17 protein-coding genes are annotated in these 20,327 nt (G+C 67.4%); 8 read left to right on the top strand and 9 right to left on the bottom strand.

Going from position 1 to position 20,327, the window contains the following annotated elements; all coding sequences use genetic code 11:
* Nucleotides 1-38: 38 nt before the first annotated feature.
* A complete protein-coding gene (locus JAN5088_RS07370) occupies nt 39-1,019 on the top strand; it encodes a sulfotransferase family protein (RefSeq protein ID WP_055682158.1) in 981 nt (326 codons plus the stop codon).
* 4 nt (nt 1,020-1,023) lie between these two features.
* On the opposite strand, the gene JAN5088_RS07365 is transcribed toward JAN5088_RS07370, so the two are convergent.
* On the bottom strand, nt 1,024-1,818 hold the full coding sequence (locus JAN5088_RS07365) for a formyltransferase family protein (protein WP_055682157.1): 795 nt from the start codon (nt 1,816-1,818) through the stop codon (nt 1,024-1,026).
* Nucleotides 1,815-2,651, bottom strand: coding sequence for a PIG-L deacetylase family protein (locus tag JAN5088_RS07360; protein WP_055682156.1), 837 nt, complete (start codon nt 2,649-2,651; stop codon nt 1,815-1,817). The genes JAN5088_RS07365 and JAN5088_RS07360 overlap by 4 nt, the downstream gene beginning before the upstream one ends.
* 197 nt (nt 2,652-2,848) lie before the next feature.
* Between JAN5088_RS07360 and JAN5088_RS07355 the strand changes: the two genes are divergently transcribed.
* From JAN5088_RS07355 to JAN5088_RS07330, 6 genes are all read left to right on the top strand, one after another.
* Complete coding sequence (locus JAN5088_RS07355; protein WP_055682155.1) at nt 2,849-4,066, top strand: NAD-dependent epimerase/dehydratase family protein; 1,218 nt, start codon at nt 2,849-2,851, stop codon at nt 4,064-4,066.
* Nucleotides 4,067-4,075: 9 nt separating this feature from the next.
* Nucleotides 4,076-4,882: a glycosyltransferase gene (locus tag JAN5088_RS07350; RefSeq protein WP_055682154.1), complete on the top strand. Its 807-nt coding sequence runs from the start codon at nt 4,076-4,078 to the stop codon at nt 4,880-4,882.
* Nucleotides 4,867-5,685, top strand: a complete 819-nt coding sequence (locus tag JAN5088_RS07345) for an NAD-dependent epimerase/dehydratase family protein (RefSeq protein ID WP_055682153.1) — start codon at nt 4,867-4,869, stop codon at nt 5,683-5,685. Before JAN5088_RS07350 ends, JAN5088_RS07345 begins: the two co-directional genes overlap by 16 nt.
* A gap of 171 nt (nt 5,686-5,856) precedes the next feature.
* Nucleotides 5,857-6,606: a metallophosphoesterase family protein gene (locus JAN5088_RS07340; RefSeq protein ID WP_055682152.1), complete on the top strand. Its 750-nt coding sequence runs from the start codon at nt 5,857-5,859 to the stop codon at nt 6,604-6,606.
* 68 nt (nt 6,607-6,674) lie between these two features.
* Nucleotides 6,675-7,679 (top strand): glycosyltransferase family 2 protein, encoded by a 1,005-nt coding sequence (locus JAN5088_RS07335; protein WP_055682151.1) that lies wholly within the window; start codon nt 6,675-6,677, stop codon nt 7,677-7,679.
* Nucleotides 7,676-8,560, top strand: coding sequence for a glycosyltransferase family 2 protein (locus tag JAN5088_RS07330; protein WP_055682150.1), 885 nt, complete (start codon nt 7,676-7,678; stop codon nt 8,558-8,560). The genes JAN5088_RS07335 and JAN5088_RS07330 overlap by 4 nt, the downstream gene beginning before the upstream one ends.
* Nucleotides 8,561-8,563: 3 nt before the next feature.
* On the opposite strand, the gene JAN5088_RS07325 is transcribed toward JAN5088_RS07330, so the two are convergent.
* The 6 genes from JAN5088_RS07325 to JAN5088_RS07300 all read right to left on the bottom strand — a co-directional run bounded on the left by JAN5088_RS07325 (nt 8,564) and on the right by JAN5088_RS07300 (nt 15,911).
* A complete protein-coding gene (locus tag JAN5088_RS07325) occupies nt 8,564-9,253 on the bottom strand; it encodes a class I SAM-dependent methyltransferase (protein WP_055682149.1) in 690 nt (229 codons plus the stop codon).
* 63 nt (nt 9,254-9,316) lie between these two features.
* Complete coding sequence (locus JAN5088_RS07320; protein WP_055682148.1) at nt 9,317-11,539, bottom strand: GumC family protein; 2,223 nt, start codon at nt 11,537-11,539, stop codon at nt 9,317-9,319.
* A gap of 30 nt (nt 11,540-11,569) precedes the next feature.
* Nucleotides 11,570-12,595, bottom strand: a complete 1,026-nt coding sequence (locus JAN5088_RS07315) for an NAD-dependent epimerase/dehydratase family protein (protein ID WP_074962411.1) — start codon at nt 12,593-12,595, stop codon at nt 11,570-11,572.
* Entirely contained in the window at nt 12,588-13,613 is a 1,026-nt protein-coding gene (locus JAN5088_RS07310) for a glycosyltransferase family protein (RefSeq protein WP_055682147.1), read from the bottom strand. Before JAN5088_RS07310 ends, JAN5088_RS07315 begins: the two co-directional genes overlap by 8 nt.
* Nucleotides 13,610-14,515, bottom strand: coding sequence for a glycosyltransferase family 2 protein (locus tag JAN5088_RS07305; protein ID WP_055682146.1), 906 nt, complete (start codon nt 14,513-14,515; stop codon nt 13,610-13,612). Before JAN5088_RS07305 ends, JAN5088_RS07310 begins: the two co-directional genes overlap by 4 nt.
* A 127-nt stretch (nt 14,516-14,642) precedes the next feature.
* Entirely contained in the window at nt 14,643-15,911 is a 1,269-nt protein-coding gene (locus JAN5088_RS07300; protein WP_055682145.1) for a polysaccharide biosynthesis/export family protein, read from the bottom strand.
* 6 nt (nt 15,912-15,917) lie between these two features.
* Here JAN5088_RS07300 and JAN5088_RS07295 point away from each other — a divergent pair, with 6 nt between their 5' ends.
* Nucleotides 15,918-17,117 carry a glycosyltransferase family 2 protein gene (locus JAN5088_RS07295; protein ID WP_055682144.1) on the top strand — a complete coding sequence of 400 codons (1,200 nt, stop codon included), beginning with the start codon at nt 15,918-15,920 and terminating at the stop codon, nt 17,115-17,117.
* Between the two features lie 19 nt (nt 17,118-17,136).
* On the opposite strand, the gene JAN5088_RS07290 is transcribed toward JAN5088_RS07295, so the two are convergent.
* Complete coding sequence (locus tag JAN5088_RS07290; protein WP_074962407.1) at nt 17,137-20,154, bottom strand: G8 domain-containing protein; 3,018 nt, start codon at nt 20,152-20,154, stop codon at nt 17,137-17,139.
* Nucleotides 20,155-20,327 lie beyond the last annotated feature (173 nt).

Genomic DNA, 20,327 nt, shown 5'->3' with positions numbered 1-20,327 from the left:
CTCATGCCTGGCCCGACATCGAAAAGACAGAGTTTTCCATGGAGATGGCGACCATGCACGACCTGTCCGGGGACCACGGGGTTCGGCTTCCCGACTTCATCATCGGCGGCGCGCCGAAATGCGGGACGACGTCGCTGCATTTCATTCTGGGCCAACACCCCGACATCGGTCTGCCCGACAACGAGATTGCCTTCTTCGACGCCGACGACCCCATCGTCCATCCCGATTTCCTCTTCGTCGAGGACGGCCGGCTCGAATGGTTCGACGTCCGGGAAACCGCACCGCAGAGCCTGGAATGGTATGCGTCGCGGTTCGCGCCCTTCCGCGACGCGCAGGCGGTGGGCGAGGATTCGACGACCTATCTGTTCTCGGCTGCGGCGCCTGAGCGCATCCATTCGCTCCTGCCCGAGGTCAAGATGATCTTCCTGCTGCGCGATCCCGTGCAGCGGGCCTATTCGCAGTACTGGCACCTGATCCGCACCGCGCGGCTCGCCTGTTCCTTCGAGGAGGCGCTGACGGAGCATAGCTCGATCATCCTCGGCTCCACTTATGCGCCGCACCTGCGCCGCTATCTGGCGAGCTTCGGGCGCGATCAGGTCAAGGTGCAGGTCTTCGAGGATTTCACCCGCGACAAGCAGGGGTCCATCGACGACGTGACCGACTACCTGGGCGTGCCCCGCATGACCCTGTCGGACGCGCAGACCTGGTTCAACCGCAGCACCTATCCCCAGAAGCCGCGCCTGCACCGCATGGCCAATCGGATCGGGCGGCGAATCGTGGCGGGGCGCTATCGCAACCACATGGGCAAGCGCTCCGGCCTGCGCCAGAAGATCGGCAACAAGCTGGAGTACAACTGGTTCCACCGCGTCAACCCGCGTCTTCTGACGGCCGTTCGGCCGCCGCCGATGCGGGCCGACACCGCCGCCTATCTGACGCAGCACCTGTCGGCCCGGAACGCCGGCCTGTCCGACCTTCTGGGGCGCAATCTGTCGAGGGTCTGGAAGGGTTTCGAGGGCTGAGACTTCAGCGTCGGACACGCGCGATCACCCTGCGCGTGGCCTGGGGCGTGATATCCGAGAACCTGTAGGCGCGTTCGCGCGTGGGTATCTGCGGCCTGCGCGTCGCCGTGCCCGCCAGCACCGCGCGCACCGCCCGAGGCAGCGCGTCGAGCGCATTGAGCTGGTTCCGGCTCCGCATCAGCCAGGGGTCGTCGCCCGGTGCCGCGCGCTGGGGCACCTGCAGCACGATGTCGCCGGAATCGACCCCCGTGTCGACGAAATGGACCGTCAACCCGGCTCGATCGGTATCGCCGTTGTGGACCTGCCAGAACTCGGCCCGCGTGCCGCGATAATGCGGCAGGAGGGAGCTGTGGACGTTGAGGACGCCCAGGGGCGCGATCCCGATCATCGGCGCGCGCAGGATCGGCGCGCCCGCCAGCACGAGGAGCCGGACGTTGCGCTCCCGCATCCAGCGCAGGGTGGCGGCATCGTTGACCTGACCACGCGAACAGGGCCGCAGGGCGCATCCCGAGGGCCAGGCGGGAACCGGACCGGCCGCGCGGGCGAAGGCCGCGTCGGCGCGGCGCTGCAACTGCCAGGCGCGGTGGGCCATCCGGTCGCGCAGCGACACGAGCCGGCGCAGGCGGTGCAGACCCGGCACTCGGCGCTGTGCGGGTTTCGGGGTTTTTGTCCGCACGGCGAGGATCGCGCGCAGGGGGTCGTCCCCATCGGCCAGGGCCTGCGACAGGCGTTGGGCCATGTGATGCCCATAGGCCGTATCGAACGTGATCAGGGCCACGCCCGACGGTGCGCCGGTCACGGGTCGGCGCCCGCGTCAGGCAAGACACGGAAGAACACCTCCCGGTCGCGCAGGAAGAAGTCGAGAAACTGCTGCTGGAGGCCGATCCAGCCCGGCTCCTCCTCCAGAAGGCCGACTTGTGAGCGATGACAGTTGAGCGCTGCCTTCTTGCGGTCGCGCAGACCCGCAAGCGAGACATGCACCGCATCGACCTGCCCTGCGGCAGTCAAGGCCGCGCGCACGCCGGCGACGAATCCGCCCTTGTTGCTGGCGCCTGCGGGCCGCCAGGACCGGAAGTCCCAGAACCAGATAGGGTATTCCCAGAGCTGTGCCCCGCCTAATTGCCCCGCCCCGTGCAGCGCCCGGACGACCCGTGCCAGGGCGCGGTGGTCGCGGTGACCATCGGACAAGGCGCAGACGTAGATTTCGGCCGGGGCCAGATCGGCTACGAGTTCGGCCAGCCGCTCCCGGAGGCGGTCCTCATGCGCGGCGAGGTCGCCATCGGGGAATTTCAGGAAGTCCAGCCGATCACGCGACACGCCCAGCACGTCGCAGGCCGCAACGGTCTCCCGTTCGCGCAGGACGACGGTAGCCGTCGGTGTCAAGGTACTGGCGCCATCGGCGCCATGAGTAGCCGCGCCGTCGGTGACGACCACCACATCGACGCGCGCCCCCGCCGCCCGCTTGTGCAGGATCAGGCCACCGCAGCCCAAGGTTTCATCATCTGGGTGGGGGGCCAGGATCAGGCAGGTGCCGGTGGACATCGCGGTCGTACGGTCGCGCGAGCGTGCGGAGATCCGCCGCCAGAGCCATAGCATCGACTGCCGCTCCAGCCGGGGCCAAATATGTTTCATTCCTGACGTGCCCATGCGCCGCCCGCTGAATTCAGATGCCCGTATATTGTGCCATTTCTGCCCCGCAAGACGAGTGGAAGCCGCCATCGCCCCGGCAAAACCTCGCGGGAGGTGGCGCAACGGGCACAGGGGGACTTGTCCTGACGCACGGGGGATGGTCATGAATCCCGCGACGTTTTCCGGGGGGAGGGGCATCCATGAAGATCGCGATACTGGGCGGGGACGGCTTCTGCGGCTGGCCCACGACGCTGCACCTGAGCGAGGCGGGCCACGAGGTCCACATCATCGACAACCTGTCGCGGCGCTGGATCGACACCGAACTGGGGGTCCAGTCGTTGACGCCGATGGACTCGATCCAGGAACGCTGTCGCATCTGGCGCGAGGTGACGGGGCGCACGATCCATTTCCACCTGCTGGACCTTGCCACCGACTACGAGCGGCTGAAGGGCTGGCTGGCCGACCACCGGCCCGACGCCATCGTCCACCTGGCCGAACAGCGCGCGGCGCCCTATTCGATGAAGACCGACCGCCACAAGGTCTACACAGTCCGGAACAACACGGGCGCCACGCACAACCTGCTGGCCGCACTGGTCGAGACGGGCATCGACGCGCATCTGGTGCATCTGGGCACCATGGGGGTCTACGGCTATTCCAGCATCGGCGCGCCGATCCCCGAAGGATATCTCGACGTCGAGATCGACACGCCGACGGGAAAGAAGACGCAGGAGATCCTGTATCCCACTCGTCCCGGATCGGTCTATCACATGACGAAGTCGCTCGATCAGATCATGTTCCAGTTCTATGCCCAGAACGACGGGCTCAGGATCACGGACCTGCACCAGGGCATTGTCTGGGGCACTCACACGGCGCAGACGCAGCGGCATGACCAATTGGTCAACCGTTTCGACTATGACGGCGACTACGGCACCGTCCTCAACCGTTTCCTGATCCAGGCGGCCATCGGCCATCCGCTGACCGTGCACGGCACCGGCGGCCAGACGCGGGCCTTCATCCACATCCGCGACAGCGTCCGCTGCATCGAACTTGCGCTGTCGGACGCGCCGCGGGCAGGCGACCGGGTCCGCATCTTCAACCAGATGACCGAGACGCACCGCGTGGGCGACCTCGCGCGGCTGGTGGCCGGGCTGACCGGCGCCAAGGTCGCCAACCTGCCCAACCCGCGCAAGGAAGCGGCCGAGAACGACCTGATCGTGAAGAACGACCAGTTCCTCGCCCTGGGGCTGGAACCCACGACCCTGGCCGATGGCCTGCTGGAGGAGGTCGTCGACGTCGCCCGCCGTTTCGCCCATCGCATCGACCGGAGCCGGGTGCCCGCGGTGTCGGCCTGGACGAAGGAGTTGGGCGCCCAGGTCGAGCGCGACCCGGAGGGGCGGGCGCTCCGCTCCGTCTCCTGAGGCGGCACCTTGGGGCGCCGGGCCTACGTCACGCTGGTGACGAACGACGACTTCGCGCGGGGCGCCTGTGTCCTGCTGTCGTCGCTGGCACGCAGCGGCACGACGGCCGATCGTGTCGTCCTGCACACCGGCGGGGTGGGGCCCGCCGCGCTGGACCGGCTGGCGACGCTGGGGGCGACGCTGGTGCCCGTCGACCTGCTGCCCACATCCGACGCCTTCAATGCGGCGCACGCCCGCGACCGGCTGCATGGCGCCGCGCCCTTCACCAAGGGCGACAAGCCCTCCTTCCACACGCCGCTCGACAATTTCGCCAAGCTGCGGCTATGGCAGTTGCCATACGACCGGGTGGTGTTCCTCGACGCCGACACGCTGGTGCTGCGCAACATCGACCGTCTGTTCGACTACCCGGAGTTCTGCGCGACCCCGAACGTCTATGAGAGCCTGTCGGACTTCCACCGCCTGAACTCCGGCGTCTTCACCGCGCGCCCGTCACAGGAGACTTTCGACGCGATGACGGCGCGCCTCGACGCGCCGGGCGCGTTCTGGCGGCGGACCGATCAGACCTTCCTGCAGGACTTCTTTCCCGACTGGCACGGGCTGCCGGTGACGATGAACATGCTGCAATACGTCTGGTTCAACCTGCCCGGCCTCTGGTCGTGGAAGGCCATCCATGTGCTGCATTACCAGTACGAGAAGCCCTGGCAGGACCATGCGAAATCGGACCGCCTGCGCCCGCTGATCGACCTCTGGCGTGCATACGAACAAGGCACCCCGCCTGATCCCGCGACCCTGCCGGACCCATGCGCGTCGCGGTGACGGGTGCCACGGGGCTCGCCGGCTATCCGATCGCCGCGCATCTGGCAGGCCTCGGTCACGACATCATCACCCTGGGGCGCCGGCCTGCGTCGGCGGATTGGGAGCATGTGAACTGGGCATTGGGCGACCGGCCGCGCCTTGTCTGCGACGCGCTGGTGCACTGCGCCTTCGATCACGTTCCGGGCCGGTATCGTGGGGGTGAGGGGGACGACCCGGAGCGGTTCCTGCGGCTGAACGGCGACGGGGCGCGCCATCTGTTCGACGGCATGGGCGATGCCCGGATCGTGTTCCTGTCCTCGCGCGCGGTCTATGGCGACCGGCCCGGCACGACGCTGGTGGAGGATATGCTCCCTTTGCCCGATACGCTCTACGGACGTCTGAAGCTGGCGACCGAAGGCGAGGTGGCCAGCCGACGGGGCGTCAGCCTTCGGGCGACCGGTATTTATGGCCCGCCCCCGCCGGGGCGCGACCACAAATGGGCCGGCCTGTTCGCGGATTTCGCCGCCGGGCGTTCCATCGCGCCCCGCGTGGCGACGGAGGTGCATGGAGACGACCTGGGCGCGGCGGTCGCTCTGGCCCTCGACCGGGACATTCCCGAGGTCCTCAACGTGTCGGACATCCTTCTCGACCGGCGTGATCTGTTGGCGACCTATGCGGCGGTCTCGGGTCGAACGGGGCATCTGCCGCCGCCGGGCGACCCCGCGTCGGTCAGCGCGATGGACTGCGGACGCCTGCACACGATGGGATGGACGCCGCGCGGATTGCATGGCCTGAGCGATGCGATCCGCATGATGATCCGGTGAATTCTTCGCATCGAAACATGGACAAACACCCCCGTTAGGGTCAGAATCGGCCCCATGCCATCCGGCGCGGCGATCCGCAGGCCTGGGAAGGATGTTCGATATCATCATCACGGCATCATCATTCGGCTGCGTTCCCACGCTTCACTTCCGGCCGTGATACTGCGCGGACTCATGTCCCGCCTTGCGCGCAGGCCGACCCGCACCCAGGGTGCTCCGCGGCCTGAGGGTCGCATCTATGCCGTCGGCGACATCCACGGGCGTCATGATCTGCTCGAGGAGGCGCTTGACCTGATCGCCGCTGACCGCGCGCGCCACGACGATGCCGGAACGCTGGTGTTTCTGGGCGACTATATCGACCGGGGCGACCACGCGGCCGAGGTGCTGGCCACCCTGCGCGCGCTCCCCGGTTCGGTGGTGACGCTGATGGGTAATCATGAACGGATGATGCTCGATTTCCTTCACGATCCCGACCGCTATGGACGTCGCTGGCTCGGCAACGGCGGCGTTCAGACGCTGGCGAGCTTCGGGGTCGTCCCTCCCGCCGATCCGACGGCTCCGGGCGCAATGGCGACGACGGCCCGCGCGCTGCGCAAGGCGATGGCGTCCGGCACGATCGACTGGCTCGAAGGGTTGCCCACCCTCTGGCGCAGCGGCAACCTGATCTTCGTGCATGCCGGGCTCGATCCGGATCTGCCACCCGAGGCGCAGGAGGAAGCGGCGTTCCTATGGGGTCATCCTGCGTTTCTGCGGACCCCGCGCCAGGACGGGCTATGGGTCGTTCACGGCCATACCATCGTCGAGCAACCGGAGGCCCGGGGCGGCCGTGTGGCGCTCGACAGCGGGGCCTGGATCACGGATCGGCTGACGGTGGGCGTGCTGTTGCAGGCGGGTGTGTCCTTCCTGACTGCAACGGCGGATTGAGCGCGCGAACGCTTGGCGCCCCCCACCTCTACCGCTAGTCTGCCGTCTTGCAGCAGACCGGCAGGCCGATGACATCCCCTTCGACAATCGACCCGGACATCTCGCCCGACGACGTTCTGGTGGTCGTCCCCACCTTGAACGAGGCCGCGCACATCCGCGCCTGTCTCGCGTCGCTCATCGGGGATGGCGCGTTCATGGCCGGCGTCGCCATCGTCGTGGCCGACGGTGGCAGCACGGATGCCACCCGGGACATCGTCGCCGATCTGGCCCGCACGCATCCAAGTGTCCGCCTCATCGACAATCCGGGCCGCCTGCAATCGGCCGGGATCAACGCCGCCGTGGACCGGGCGGGCGACCGAAGGCGGTATCTCGTGCGCTGCGACGCCCATGCGGTCTATCCGGCCGGCTACGTCCGTCAGGTTGCGCAGGCGCTGGCCGCGCGGCCGGAGGCGGCCTCGGTGGCGGGCGTCCTCGACGCGACGGGGCAGGGGTGTTTCCAGCGGGCGAGCGCCTGGGTCGTGGACACGCCGCTCGGTTCCGGCGGATCGGCCCACCGCGGCGGACGCAGGTCGCGCTGGGTCGATCACGGGCATCACGCCGGGTTCCGGCTGGACTGGTTCCGCCGGATCGGCGGCTACGATGCGACTTTCAGCCACAATGAGGATGCCGAATACGATCACCGTCTGGGTCTGGCGGGGGGGCGGGTCTGGCTCGATGCCGGCTTGCGGACCGACTACGTGGTCCGGCCGACGGCGGGGGCGCTCTGGTCGCAGTATTGGCGCTATGGTCGCGGGCGGGCGCGGACGATCCGCAAGCACGGCATGCGACCGCGCGCGCGCCAGCTCATCCCGGTGCTGAACCTGATCGTGCTGGCGGCATGTCTGCTGATCGCGCCCTTCTGGCCCTGGGCCCTGATCCTGCCGGGTCTCTACCTGCTGTTGCTGGCGGGTATCTCCTGCGCGGGGGCGGTGGCGCTTCGGGGACCTTGCGGACTTTGGGCGGGGCCTGTGCTCGGGATCATGCACAACGCCTGGGGCGCGGGTTTCCTGCGGCAGATGGCGGCGCGGCGATGACCCGGATCGCCATCGTCATGTGCACCTTCCGCCGCCCGGAGGTGACCGTCACCCTGCGGTCGCTCGCCGCGCAGTCGTTGCCCGATGGGGTGGAAATGCGGATCGTGGTGGCGGACAACGACGACACGCCGTCGGGTCGTGCGGCGGTCGAAGACGCCGGCACTGCCGTCACTTACGTCCATGCGCCGGCGCGCAACATCTCCATCGCACGGAACGCAGGGCTGGAGGCGGCGGGCGATGCCGACTGGATCGCCTTCATCGACGACGATGAAATCGCGCCCGCCGGTTGGCTCTCGTGCCTCCTCGCCTGCGCGCGGCAGACGGGCGCCGACGCCGTTTTCGGCCCTGCCGTCGCCCGCTACGGCCCGGAGGCGCCGGAATGGATGCGCCTGCGCGACCTGCACTCGAACCGCCCGGAACGCCGGGGCGGCGTGGTGCGGACGGGGCATACCTGCAACGCCCTTTTGCGGTGGGGCAACACGCCTTGGACGGCCCAGCGGTTCGACCTGGGTCGCGGGACGTCGGGCGGCGAGGACACGGCCTTCTTCTTCGATCTGCACCGCGCCGGTGCCCGGTTCGAGATCTGCGAGGCGGCCGAAGTACACGAAGCCGTGCCCCCGGCCCGCCTGTCGCTCGGCTGGCTGGCCCGGCGCCGGTTCCGATCCGGGCAGAGCTATGCGGCCTCGGTCACGGGGCGCACAGGCCGGGCCGGACTGGCGACGGCGGCCGTAGGCAAGGCGCTGATCTGCGGCGGGGCTGCGGCGGTGACGGCTTGGTCGGTGCCCCGCCGGACGGCCTGGCTCCTGCGCGGCGCGTTGCATGTCGGCGTGGTCGCAGGCTGTCTGCGCATGCGGCAACCGGCGATCTATGGCGGCGACTGACGGTCAGGCCTGCCGTTGCAGCCGCGCGCACAGGATGGCCGGGTCGCCCGCGCGCCTCCGGGGCCGGGCGTCGCGCAGGCTGCGATAGACGTCGTGGTCGTCGCGGATGGCGAAGACGCGGCTGTCCCTGACCAGGCAGCGGTTGAAGGTGCGGAGTAGATCCTCGCGCAGGCGATGCGGCTCGGTCACGGTGGCCGGATGGTCGATCTCGACGATCAGCAGAAGATCCCCGCCGGGCGCAAGCACGCGCTGCATCTCGGCGACCGAAGCCTCCACATCCTCCACATGGTCGAGCGCGTTGAACATCGACACCACATGGAAAGCCGCGTGGCCGAAGGGCAGAGTTTCGCAACCCGACCGGACATAGCGCATTGCCTGAGTGCCCCCATTCAGCGCCACATAGCGATCGGCGAGGGGATCGACGCCCACACGGTCCGCTGCCATATCGGCCCATTCGAGACTGCCCAGCGGCCCGCACCCCAGATCCAGCATCCGCTTGCCTGCGAAATGATCCATCGACAGGTCGAACAGGTCGGTGAAGCGCGACCGGAAGTGCCCATTGTAGAATGTGCCGCCCGATTTCCGCAGGACACGTCGCCAGTAATGCAGCTCGGCCTCCTCCTTCAGGCGGGTGCGGAGGCCGGCGGGGGCCAGCGCCAGCAGACCCCCCGCGATGTTCGTGGCCAGGCTCATGGGGTGTCTCCCGGGGCGGTCGTCTCCTTGTTTCGAAGCCGAGGAGGCCCGCGCGGCACACCCTCAGTAGTAGCTCGAGATCGTGTTGGCCGGAGCGAAGGACATGACGGCGCAGCTCGGCGGCCGGCCCGCGCGGTCCAGCATCCTGCGGCCCGTCGCCACGTCGTCGGCTTTGCTGCCGTAGGGGACCATCATCACCACCTGGTCGGCCAGCCGCACGACCGGCAGGGCATCGGCCACCGGCAGCAGCGGAGCGGTATCGACGATCACGACGTCGAAGCGCTGCTTCAGGGTCCCGATCAGGTCGGTCATCTTGCGTGACAACAGGATGCCTGCCGGATCCGGTGCGTCGAGACGGGTGGTCAGGATGTGCATCCCCGTCTGGCTGTCTTCGTGTAGCGCTTCGTCCAGCGTCGCCTCCCCCTCGATCACGTCGATGAGGTCGGGATCGAGCGGCAGCTTGAGCAGAGCCGCGATATTGCCGCGCCGCTGGTCGGCGTCGACGAGAACGCAGGATTTGCCCATCTTGGCGAACAGCCGCCCGAGGTTGACCGCCGTGGTGGTCTTGCCCGCACCGGGCCGCGTCGACACGAAGGTCACGACGAAACCGCCGGACGCCGGTGCTGCCATCATGAGCGAACTTCGCAGCGTCCGAAGGCTCTCGGCCACGGCGGACTGCGGGTTGCGCAGCGCCGTGTGCAGCGGGTCGCCGCGCCGCCAGAAGGACGACACCCGCGGCATCAGGATGGTGTCCGCCCCGCGCATGAGCCGCTGCACCCCGTCGAGCGTGCGAAGCCGCGTGTCGACCACCGCATGTCCGAAGGCCAGAGCAAGGCCGAGGAACGCGCCGGCGAAGCCGCCGAGGGCCACCGCGAGCTTCTTGTTGGGCGCCACGGGCGCAGGGGGCGGACTGGCGTAGTCGATGACCTGCGCGTCGCTTTCCTGCAGGTCGCCCACGTCGCGGGTCTGGTTGAAGCGGTCGAGGAAGGTCTCGTAGACCAGCTGCGCCGCGCTCTGCTCCCGCTCCAGCTGGGCCAGGCGCACCTCGCGGTCAGCGAGGGCGATGGCGCGCTGCTCCAGTTCCGAAAGCTCGTTGGCCAGCGCCTGACGCCGCGCACCGGCGATGTCGACCAGCTTGGCCTTGTCGTCGCGCAGGGTCAGCACTTCTTCCGACAGGGCGGCTTCCAGCCGCTCGATCTCGCGGACGGTGTCGGCAAGCTGGGGGATGTCGCTGCCGAACTGCTCGCGCAGGCGGTCCTCGCGGCGGCGCAGGTCCGAGAGTTCGACGCGGAGGGTGTCGATGGTCGGCGAGGCGAACAGGCCTGCCGTGGCGATGGCTCCCTGATCGTCGATCAGCGTGTTCAGCCCCCGCAACTCGGAGGCGAGCTCCGCGTATTCGGCGGAGGCGGCGCTGAGCCTCACCGACAGGTCCGACAGCTGCTGGTCGAGCTGGACCCGGCTACCGAAGCCGTCCGACAGGTTCCGCGTACGGTAGTCGATGGTCGCGCGTTCCGACGATTCCACCCGGTCGCGCATGGTGTTGAGCCGCGACTCGAGACCGCTCGTCGCACGGCTCAACACGGCGAACCGGCGGTCGATCTGGTCCTCGAGGTAGATGTCGATCAAGGCGTTCGGCACGGCCGCCGCCAGCATCCGGTCTGTCGAGAGGTAATGGATCGACACGAGGTTCGAGCGTCCGACCTGACGTACGCTGAGCCCCTGGCGCAGTTGATCGACGTAATCGGCCTGTTCGCCCAGGGCGGTCTTCCCGGTCATGGCGGCGTCGCGGACGGGCGATCCGCCGGGTCCGGTCAGCCCATCGGGCTCATCCCCGGTGCCGAGGCCCATGGCGCGCTTGAGCAAATTCACCGCCCCATCCGCAATGCGCGACAGTAGGCCCGGTTCGTCTTCGGGCGGGCGCAGGTCGGGGTTGAACTCCGGGTGGGACTGAAGGTCCAGACGCTCCGTCGCTTCCGACAGCAGACGCCCGGAAGTGATGATCGCCACCTCGCCCGAGATTGCCGCATCGTCGAGCCGCAGATCTTGGAACAGGGCACCCATCGCATCGTCGAGCCGCGCCTTCTGTCCCAACAGAAGCTCGGCGCCCGACTGATAGGTCGGCGTCACCTGAAGCACCGCGATGGCCGCGACGATGGCGCCCGCGAGCCCCAGCCCGCCGATCAGCCACCAGCTGCGGCGGATGATGGCCAGGATGCGCCCGAAGTCGAGCACGACGTCCTGGCTGCGCGTCTCGGGCCCGGTCTCGCCGCCGGCGGGCTGGATCATCGTTCTGTTCCCGGTAGAGATGTCATTCATTCACGCGGCTTTCCAATCGGCGGGCGCGGGCGGCAGATCGCCGGTCCGGCGGTAGTCGGCGATGATGTCGCGCACCTCGCCCGCAAAATCCTGTTGCGGTTCATATCCCAGGATACGTTGCGCCTTCGATATGTCATAGGCCCTGTTCTTGACGAAGAAGGCAACGCGCCGCCGGAACAGGGGCGGTTCGATCCCGAAGGGCTTACAGACGATTTCCGTCGCATGGGCCAGCGCCATCATCGGCGCCACGGGCAGGCGCAGGCGCGGTTCCGGCACGCCGAGCTGCGCCGCGATCTCCTGCGCGTTCTCGGCCAGGGTCATGTAACGGCGGCCGCCGATCAGGAATGCCTCCGCGGTCACGTCGGTCGCATCCATCGCCAGCTCGAAGGCCCGCGACAGGTCGCGTACGTCGACCCAATGCGTCAGCGCCTCGCCCCGACCGACATAGAAGAACCGCCGCCGCGCGATCATACGGAACAGCTTGAGGGTTCGCCGGTCGCCGGGACCGTAGATCATCGTCGGCCGCAGGATCACGCCGTCGATGCGGCCCGCGCGGAAATAGTCCATGGCGATCTTCTCGCCCTCGGCCTTGGTCACCTGATAGATATCGCCGGGGTTGAAAGGATAGTCCTCGTCGGCGGGGGGGATGTCGATATTACTGTGAACGCCGTTGGTGGAACAGTGGACGAAACGCGGCACGCCTTCGGCAATGGCGGCGTCCAGCATGTGGCGGACGCCTTCGGCGTTGATCGCGCGGAAGGTCTCGTCGGTCACGTCCTGCTGCCGGAAGACGGCGGCGATATGATAGACGCCGGCGCAGCCGCGCGTAGCCTCGCGCAGCGTCTCGGGGCGTTCCAGGTCTGCCACGACCACGTCGGTCGTCAGCGCCTGCAGGTCGGCGGTCTGTTCGGGGCGGCGTACCATGGCGCGCACGGGGATGCCGCGGGCGTTCAGATGCTCCAACAGGTGCCGGCCGACGAACCCGGCGGCACCCGTCACGAGGAAGGGGCGGACCGGATCAGGCATCCCCGGCCTGCGCAATGCTGGAGGGGACGGGCTCGACGCGAGGCGCGGTCGTGATGATTTCGGCCACCTCGTACTGCTTCATCCGCCGGGCGCCGGCGAAGATGATGATCTCTCCGACCAGGCCGATGGCGATGATCTGGATCCCCAGCACGACCATCAGGACCGCGAAGATCAGCGCCGGCCGGTCGGCCAGGGCGGTGTCTCCGAACAGTCGCTGGGCCATCAGGACCAACGTCGCGAGCGTACCCAGCAGGAAGATCGGCAGGCCGATGGCGCCGAAGAAACGCAAAGGTCGCCGCAGGAACGTCAGGACCACATAGAGCGTCAGCGCATCGAAGAACGCGCGCAGGTGGCCCAGCGGCTTGAAGACGTAGCGGCCCTCGTCGCTCGCCTCCGTCGCCGGGCGCACCGGAACCTCGGAGGTGGAATGGCCGCGTTGCGCGGCGATGACCGGCAGGAAGTGCTGACGGACGCCGAAGCTCGCCACGTCGTCGAGCGCGGCGCGGCGGACGAGACGGACCCTGCAGAACGGGTCGGACGGCGCGGCCCCGAACAGACGGCGCAGGATGCGGGCAAACAGTCCGCCGCGGAAGCTTTCCCATGCGCTGCCCGCGCGGTCGGAGCGGACGGCCGACACCATGTCATCGTCGCCCAGGCCCCGGAGCAACAGGGGAAGGTCGTCCGGGTTCACCTGAAGCCAGCCGGGCAGTATCAGGATCAGGTCGCCCTGCGTGCGGCGGATAGCCGTGGCGAGCGCCGCGTCCTCGCCCCCCCAGGGGCGCTGGCCGATGACCTTGAGCGCAGGCCAGTCGCGGGCCAGTCGTTGAAGCGCCGCGACCTGATCCGCATGCCTGCCGTCGACGATGGCGACGACCTCGTGTGACGGGCCCATCGCGTCGAGTGCCGGACGACAGGCGGCCAGCATCGTATCGACGCCACCCGAGGCATCCGTGGCAACCACCACGGACAGCATCTCGGCGGGCGCGGATTGCCTGACGGTGCGGTCCTGATTGGTCATCGAGTGCTCCGGAGGTTCTGAAACTGTGCGCCCGTTACCAGACCCAGCAGAAGAAGAAAGGCCGCAAGCGACCCGAGCAGGGCGGCGACGGTCATTCCCACCACCATCGAGCCAGACGCCGGCAGCGCAGCCAGCGCAAGGGCAGCGGCCAGCAGCACCAGCGCGGCCATCATCGCGAAACCCGCCAAGGGGCGGCGCGCCGACAAAAGCAGCGTCTTTATGACCATGAGATCGAGCAGCACCTTGAAGATCCGCGACAGCCCGTACTTCGATTCGCCGAACTGACGGGCATGGTGGCGGACGCCCACCTCGGCCACGCGGGCGCCCATGGGAATCGTCATGGCCGGAATGAACCGGTGCATGTCGGAATAGAGCGGCACACGGCGGATCACCTCGGACCTGTAGACCTTGAGGGAGCAACCGTTGTCGCGGATCGGCAGGCCCGTCACCCGGCCGATGATCCGGTTCGCGACGATCGAGGGCACCTTGCGCGTCAGGAACCGGTCCTGCCGTTTCATCCGCCAGCCGACGACCAGGTCGAACCCTTCGTCGAGCCTGTCGATCATCATCGGAATATCCGCCGGATCGTTCTGCAGGTCGCCATCCATGGTGACGATGAACCGGCCCCGCGCATGGTCGATGCCGGCCTGCATGGCCGAAGTCTGGCCGAAGTTGCGCCGGAACCGGACCACGACGACGCGCGGGTCCCGCGCTGCGATGGCGGACAGGCGGGGGATGGTGTCGTCCCGGCTGCCGTCGTCGACCAGCACGATCTCGAAGCTGCGGGCCTCCGGTTCCAGCGCGGCGACGATGGCATCGTGCAGGGGGCCGACGCTGTCCTCCTCGTTGAACACGGGGACGCAGACCGAGATGTCCGGCGGGGCGGAAAGAGGTCGTGTCATGGTAATCGGACCATCTGGCGTCGGTCTCCGTTCGGGGGTGCGGCCCGGGCGGGCGGACGATCGTTTCTTACGAATAGCACAGGTCACGCTACGTCGGCACGGATTTCTTGTGATGTTCCCGACCCTCTCAGTCCGGTTCCACCGCTGTCGTCTCGACCTCCAGCACGTCGAGCGGGGCGAGCGGCGTCGTGCCGTCGGCGTCGATGCGGCGGGCCTCCGCACCGCGCAGGATCACGAACTCGGGCCGGACCCGCACCTCCGAGGCGGAGGCAGCCAGCAGCGCCTGCGCGACCGTCAGATATTCGCCCGTCGTCTCCAGACGGCTTTCCAGCCGGGCGATCTCTGCCTCGGACGTCTGCAGGTCTTGAAGCACCTGAACCCGCCGTCCCGCGCGCAGATCGCCGGCATCGCGGTCGAGTTCCGACAACTGCTGTCGCGCGCGGAAGATGCCGGTCTCGGTGTCGAGTTCCCGCGCCTCCAGATCGATCAGCGTCTGCTGCAGTGTGATCAGAGTGGGCGATCGCGCCAGTCCGCGTTCGCGCAGGGATTCCATGTTGCCGACCGATTCGCGCACCAGGTCGAGTTGCCGGGCGATGCCGACACCCTTTTCCTCCAGAGCCGCGATCTCGGTACGGAGCAGCGCGCGCGTCTCGTCGATCGAGGCCAGCGCGCTGTCCACCTGTTGCCGGCGGCCGTCGAACAGGCTCGCCTCATGTTCGTAGAGGGCTTGTGCGGCTTCGGGGCCGTCGGGATGGGGCGGCAGATCCGGCGTCTCGAAGGCCTCCGCCCCGTCGACCTCGGCGCGCAGGCGGGCGGTTCGCATTCGCTCCCGGGTCAGGTCGCCGGACAATTCGTCGAGCCTGCCGGTCGCGCGGATCGCCTCGCCGAAGCCACCGCCGTCCTCGGGGCGATAAAGGCCCCCTGCCAATGCCATCGCCCCCGTTGCCGTCAGGCCTGGTTCGTATTCGTAGCGTCCGGGCCGGGCCACGTCGCCCAGGACGAAGACCGGTCGGTATTCGGAGACCTCAATCGACGCACTCGGCGTTTCGGCCAAGCCCAGACGACGCTGATATCGCTTTCCGATCTGGTCGGACAGCGCCGCGATGCCCATCCCGCCGGCCGAGACCGATCCCAGAAGCGGCAACACCACGCTGCCGTCCTCGTCGATACGGAACGTGCCGCCCAATCCGTCGTAAAGTTCGAATTCGAGGTCGAGCGAGTTCCAGGCCAGGACCCGGATGTCCAGCGTGTCGCCGGCGCCGAGGACGTAGCCTCCGTCCTGCGCGCGACCGGGCAGGGCGGACAGAACCGTCAGCAGCGCGATGCCGACAGCGATTGCGACGCGGCGCCAGACGTGGAACGGAGTAGAAGGCTTTGGGCCGAAGGCGGAGTGCATCAGGAAATGCCCTTAATTACGGCGATCATCCCCACCTACAACCGCGCTGGCTTCCTGCGTCAGACCATCGAAGGACTGAACCGACAGACACGACCTGTCGATGAAACGATCGTCTGGAACGATGGTTCGACGGATGAAACGCTATCGGTCCTCCGGCAGTCCGGCAAGGGTTTGCGCGTCTTCACATCCGAAAATGGAGGCAAGTCTCGCGCCTTGAACGCAGCAATAGCCGAAGCGCGGGGTGATTATATCTGGATCTGCGACGATGACGACATTGCCCTGCCCGAAGCCGCGGCGACGCTGGCCGGGATGCTCGACCGCAATCCCGACGCGGGCGCGGCCGGCGGCTCCTACCGGCGGTTCCGTGAGGGGGGGATCGAGCAGGGTCCGGGCTACTGGCCGGACCTGTCGAGCGGCGCGCCGGTCCGGCACCTGCTCGAGGACATCTTCCTGTTTCAGAATGCGATGATGGTCCGGCGTGAGGTCTATGATCGCGTCGGACCCTTCCGCGAGGATCTGCGCCGGTCGATCGATTACGACATGGTGGTCCGGCTGGGCGTGGCGGCCCCCATCGTCGTGACCGAAGCGCCGCTGTTCTTGCAGCGCAAACACGACGGCGACCGCGGGCCCGCCGCCGCGCGCCACGCGGCCGATCAGTCGGACGCGGTGTGGAAGGCGGTCGATCGCGAGATCTTCGCGTCGTTCCGCAATCGTATCCCCCTGTCGTTCTACGAGGCCATGTTCGACGGCGACGATCCGTCCCTGGTGCGGCGCGCAGCCCTTCTGCAGCGAGGGTGCGTCTATGCCCGGCGAACGGACTGGCCGGCCGCGCTCGCGGATTTCATGGCCGCCGCCGAAATCCTGCCCGACATGGCGCCGAGCGGGGTCGAGCGCGCTATTTGCCGTCGCGCGATGGCGGGAAAGCACGGCATCGCGGAGGCGATGAGCCTAGAAACCCGTCGTGGGCTGGCCGGGTTGGCCGGACGAAGCGCGGCCGGTGCGGGCATCGCCGCCAGCCTGCGTATGGGGCTGCGCTGGCGTCTGAGAGAGGCCCTCATGGCGCACCGCTGGTTGCAGGCCTTGGCAATCTGCCGGTTGATGACGGCGCTGACGCGGCCGAGCGGTGAAGGCAAGGCTCCGTCCGCGATGGTCGAACGCGACGAGTTGCCTGCCGCGGCCTTTCTGAAAGGGTCGCCCCCGATCTGACGACCGGGGGCGTGGTGGGTCAAAGGATGTCGATGGAGTCGGAGCCGATCAGCGATTCGATCGTCAGGCCCCGACCGTCGCGGATCACCGCGATATCCTCGAACGACTTTCCGGTTCCGGTCTCGTCGTACTGAAGGATGCCGAGCGTTCCGCTCTTCTCGATCCGAAGCCAGTCGTTGAGGTCGCCATGGGCGCCGGGCACGATGCCCTGGAACACCAGCATGTCGCCTTCGGAGACGTCGAAGTCCTTCACGTCGTCCCGGATGCCGTCCAGCGAGGCGTCGTTGAACACGAACCGGTCCGCCCCCTCGCCACCATAGAGCTTGTTGGCCCCGGCGTTCCCGATGAGGGTATCGTCGCCGTCGTTTCCATAAAGAACGTCCTTGCGCGATCCACCCTCCAGCAGGTCGCCGTTATCGCTACCCCGCAGGGTTCCGTTGCCGCGCACGACATCGCCGTCGGGCATGGGCATGGGCGTCTTGCCCGGGGTCGGCGCGGGCTCGGGTTCGGGCTCGGGAATGGGTTCCGGCTGGGGCTTGGGTTCGGGCTTGGGTTCTGGCTTCGGTTCCGGCTCGGGAACGGGCTGCGGCTTCGGATCGGGCATCTGACCTTCGCCCTCATCCTTTCCGCCGTCGTGACCGCCGCTGTTGTGACCGCCGTCGTCATGGTCGCCCTTGTCGTGGCCAGGCTTGTCGGCGCCCAGATCACCGAAGCCGTAGTCGAACCCCTTGTTGTCGATTCCGGGGTTCGGATAGCTGTCGAGCCGGTATTCCTGGAGCTTTTGCCTGTCCAGACCGACGAGCTCGATCTCGATGATGACGGGATGCTGTTCGGCCGTCAGGCGGTCCGTGATCCAGTTGACGACCGGTGACACCCAGGTTCCGTCGGCCTTCTGGAAGGTCCCGTGTACGGCCAGGAACTCGTCGAAGGTGTAGTCGATCTGAAGTCCGGCCGCCTTGCTGCCGAAACGCAGGTCGATGCCGTCGAACTCCTTGGAGCCGGTGTTGCCCGCGGGCGTCTTGGCGACGACGTACTCGTTGAACGTCCGCTCGCCCAGGGAATCGTAGATCTTTCCCTTGATCTCCAGTCGCGAATCGCCCGCACCCACCTTCAGGTCGGCGTCCCGGTCGGCAACGAAGGTCACCTTGTCGACCTTCTTGAGCTTGGAGCTGTCGATGACGCCGGGCTTCGGGTTATTGTAGTCGATGCCGTACTTCTCACGGTAGTAGTCGACCAGCTTCTGCTTCTGGGCGCCGCTCTTGATGTTGACCATGAGGTCTTCGATCTTGAACTCGTTCCGCACATTGACGAAATCGACGTCGACCAGGAACGATTCGTGGTTCACGCCATAGCTGTGCCACCCCGTGCCGAAGTCGCGGAACTCCACGTCGTTGAAGACGACTGCGGAAGTCTTGCGTTCGACCCGGAAGCCTTCGCCGCTTCCCTGGATCGTCGAGTCGATGAACTCGTAGTTCGACGAATAGTTCTTGAGGTTGACGCCGTTCTGGCCGCCCCAGACGGTGAAGTCGCGGATCACGCTCATCGTGTCGGTGTCGTCCGAGAACTGGCGGTGATAGACGCGGAACGCCTCTTCCGATCCGATGACGGTGTTGCCGGTGAAGTCGACGATCGGCGGCTCCTCATGGTCGAGCGCCACGTCGAAGGGCGAGGGGTCGAACTTGACCTGCTCGCGCTCGAACATCTTGCGGTGGGCGCCATCCCGAGGCGCGCCGTTGCGGTTCTGGTCCTCGGCGAAATCCTCCTGTCCGGAGAAGTTCCAGCCCAGCTTCGAGTTGGCGGCAATGTTGTCCTGCTGGACGATCACGCGCGACTGGTTCTCGTAGGCGGCACCCTGGTTGCCGTCGCCGTTCTTGTTGGGCTCATCATAGCCCGTCACGCTGCTGACGAGGTTGCGCATCCAGGCACCGGTCTCGTTGCCGGTTTCCGAGACGATGCCGCCACCGGTGATGTCGAAGACGATGTTGTCGTTGATCAGCGCGCGGCTCGAATGCTGGACGATGCCCCAGCCCGGACCGCCGGTGACGGCGTTCCCCTCCAGCACGGAGGTCGAGACGCCGACGCCTTCTCCGGTCATGTGCAGGTGCAGGGGATAGCGACCCTCCGGGTTCGAGGCGCTGATGTCCTGGCTCTTGTCTGTCCGGCCCATCTCGTCGAAGGCGGCGTAGCGAACGGAGTTGGCGGGATCGCCCGCGCCGTCGCTCTCGCCGTTGTGCATCATGAAGTGGCCGCGCGTGCCCTCCGGGTTTTCGGAGCTGAAGGTCACGTTGCGCGAGAGGTTGCCGACGTAAGTGTCGACCTTCATGCCCGACGGCGTCGTGTGGTCGTGGTCGAGCGGGCGGTCGAAGGTGATCGTGTCGCCGTCGATGGCGACGATGGTGCGTTCTTCGTCCTGCGTCTGAAGGACACCGTTGCGGTCCTCGCCCACGTATTCCGTGCCGACGATCAGGATCGTGTCGCCGACGGTCCAGTTGCCGAGGTCGCCCTCGGCCGTGATCTTGGTGTCCCCGGCGCGCGCGGCATCCTCGAGCGTCAGGAAGCTCTCCTTCTCGGCGCCTTCGATGCTGACCTTCCCGTGGGCCACGAGCCCGTGGCTCAGCAGCGCAGGGTCGGCCTTCATGTTCAGTGGGGTGTCGCGGAACACCACGTCAGCGGTGATATGCGCGGGTAGCGGGTCATCCGCGGTCCCGATTTCAAGGAGGGATCCGGCGCTCGTCACCACGGTCTCGATCAGCATCTCGGTATCGTGGGCATGCGTCCACGACAGCGTCCCGTCCAGGCGAAGCGTGCCGAACGCAGGAGAGGTTTTCACGTCATATGTGATTGAAACGTCGGAGGGAATGTGTATAAGTGACCCGGCGTCAGGGACGCGGCCGCCTTGCCATGTGTCAGGGTCGGACCAGTTTCCATCTCTGACGGCAACGTGTGTCGCTTTTGCCGCCTTCAGCAATGAGTCGGCGGCATCGGTGTGGTGCGCATTCACGGGCGGAATATCCTTCGCTTTGTGGGCCGACAGCATCAGGACCGGCCACCGCGGTGCGGGGTCGGGACCGGTGTGACGAACCGGGCAGACTTGATCCGCACGAATGTGCGGCGTGATGGGGCCTAGACCCTCAGGGTTACCGAAGGGTTAAAGGCAGAAGATTACGTGTCGTGTCGATTCGGACTGGGACCGTTGACAAGCGGCGGGTC

Origin of the sequence: Jannaschia rubra (genome assembly GCF_001403735.1) — a bacterium.
GTDB classification, from domain to species: domain Bacteria; phylum Pseudomonadota; class Alphaproteobacteria; order Rhodobacterales; family Rhodobacteraceae; genus Jannaschia; species Jannaschia rubra.
Note: the sequence above shows the minus strand (reverse complement) of the source record. Positions and strands in the feature narration are given on the sequence as shown.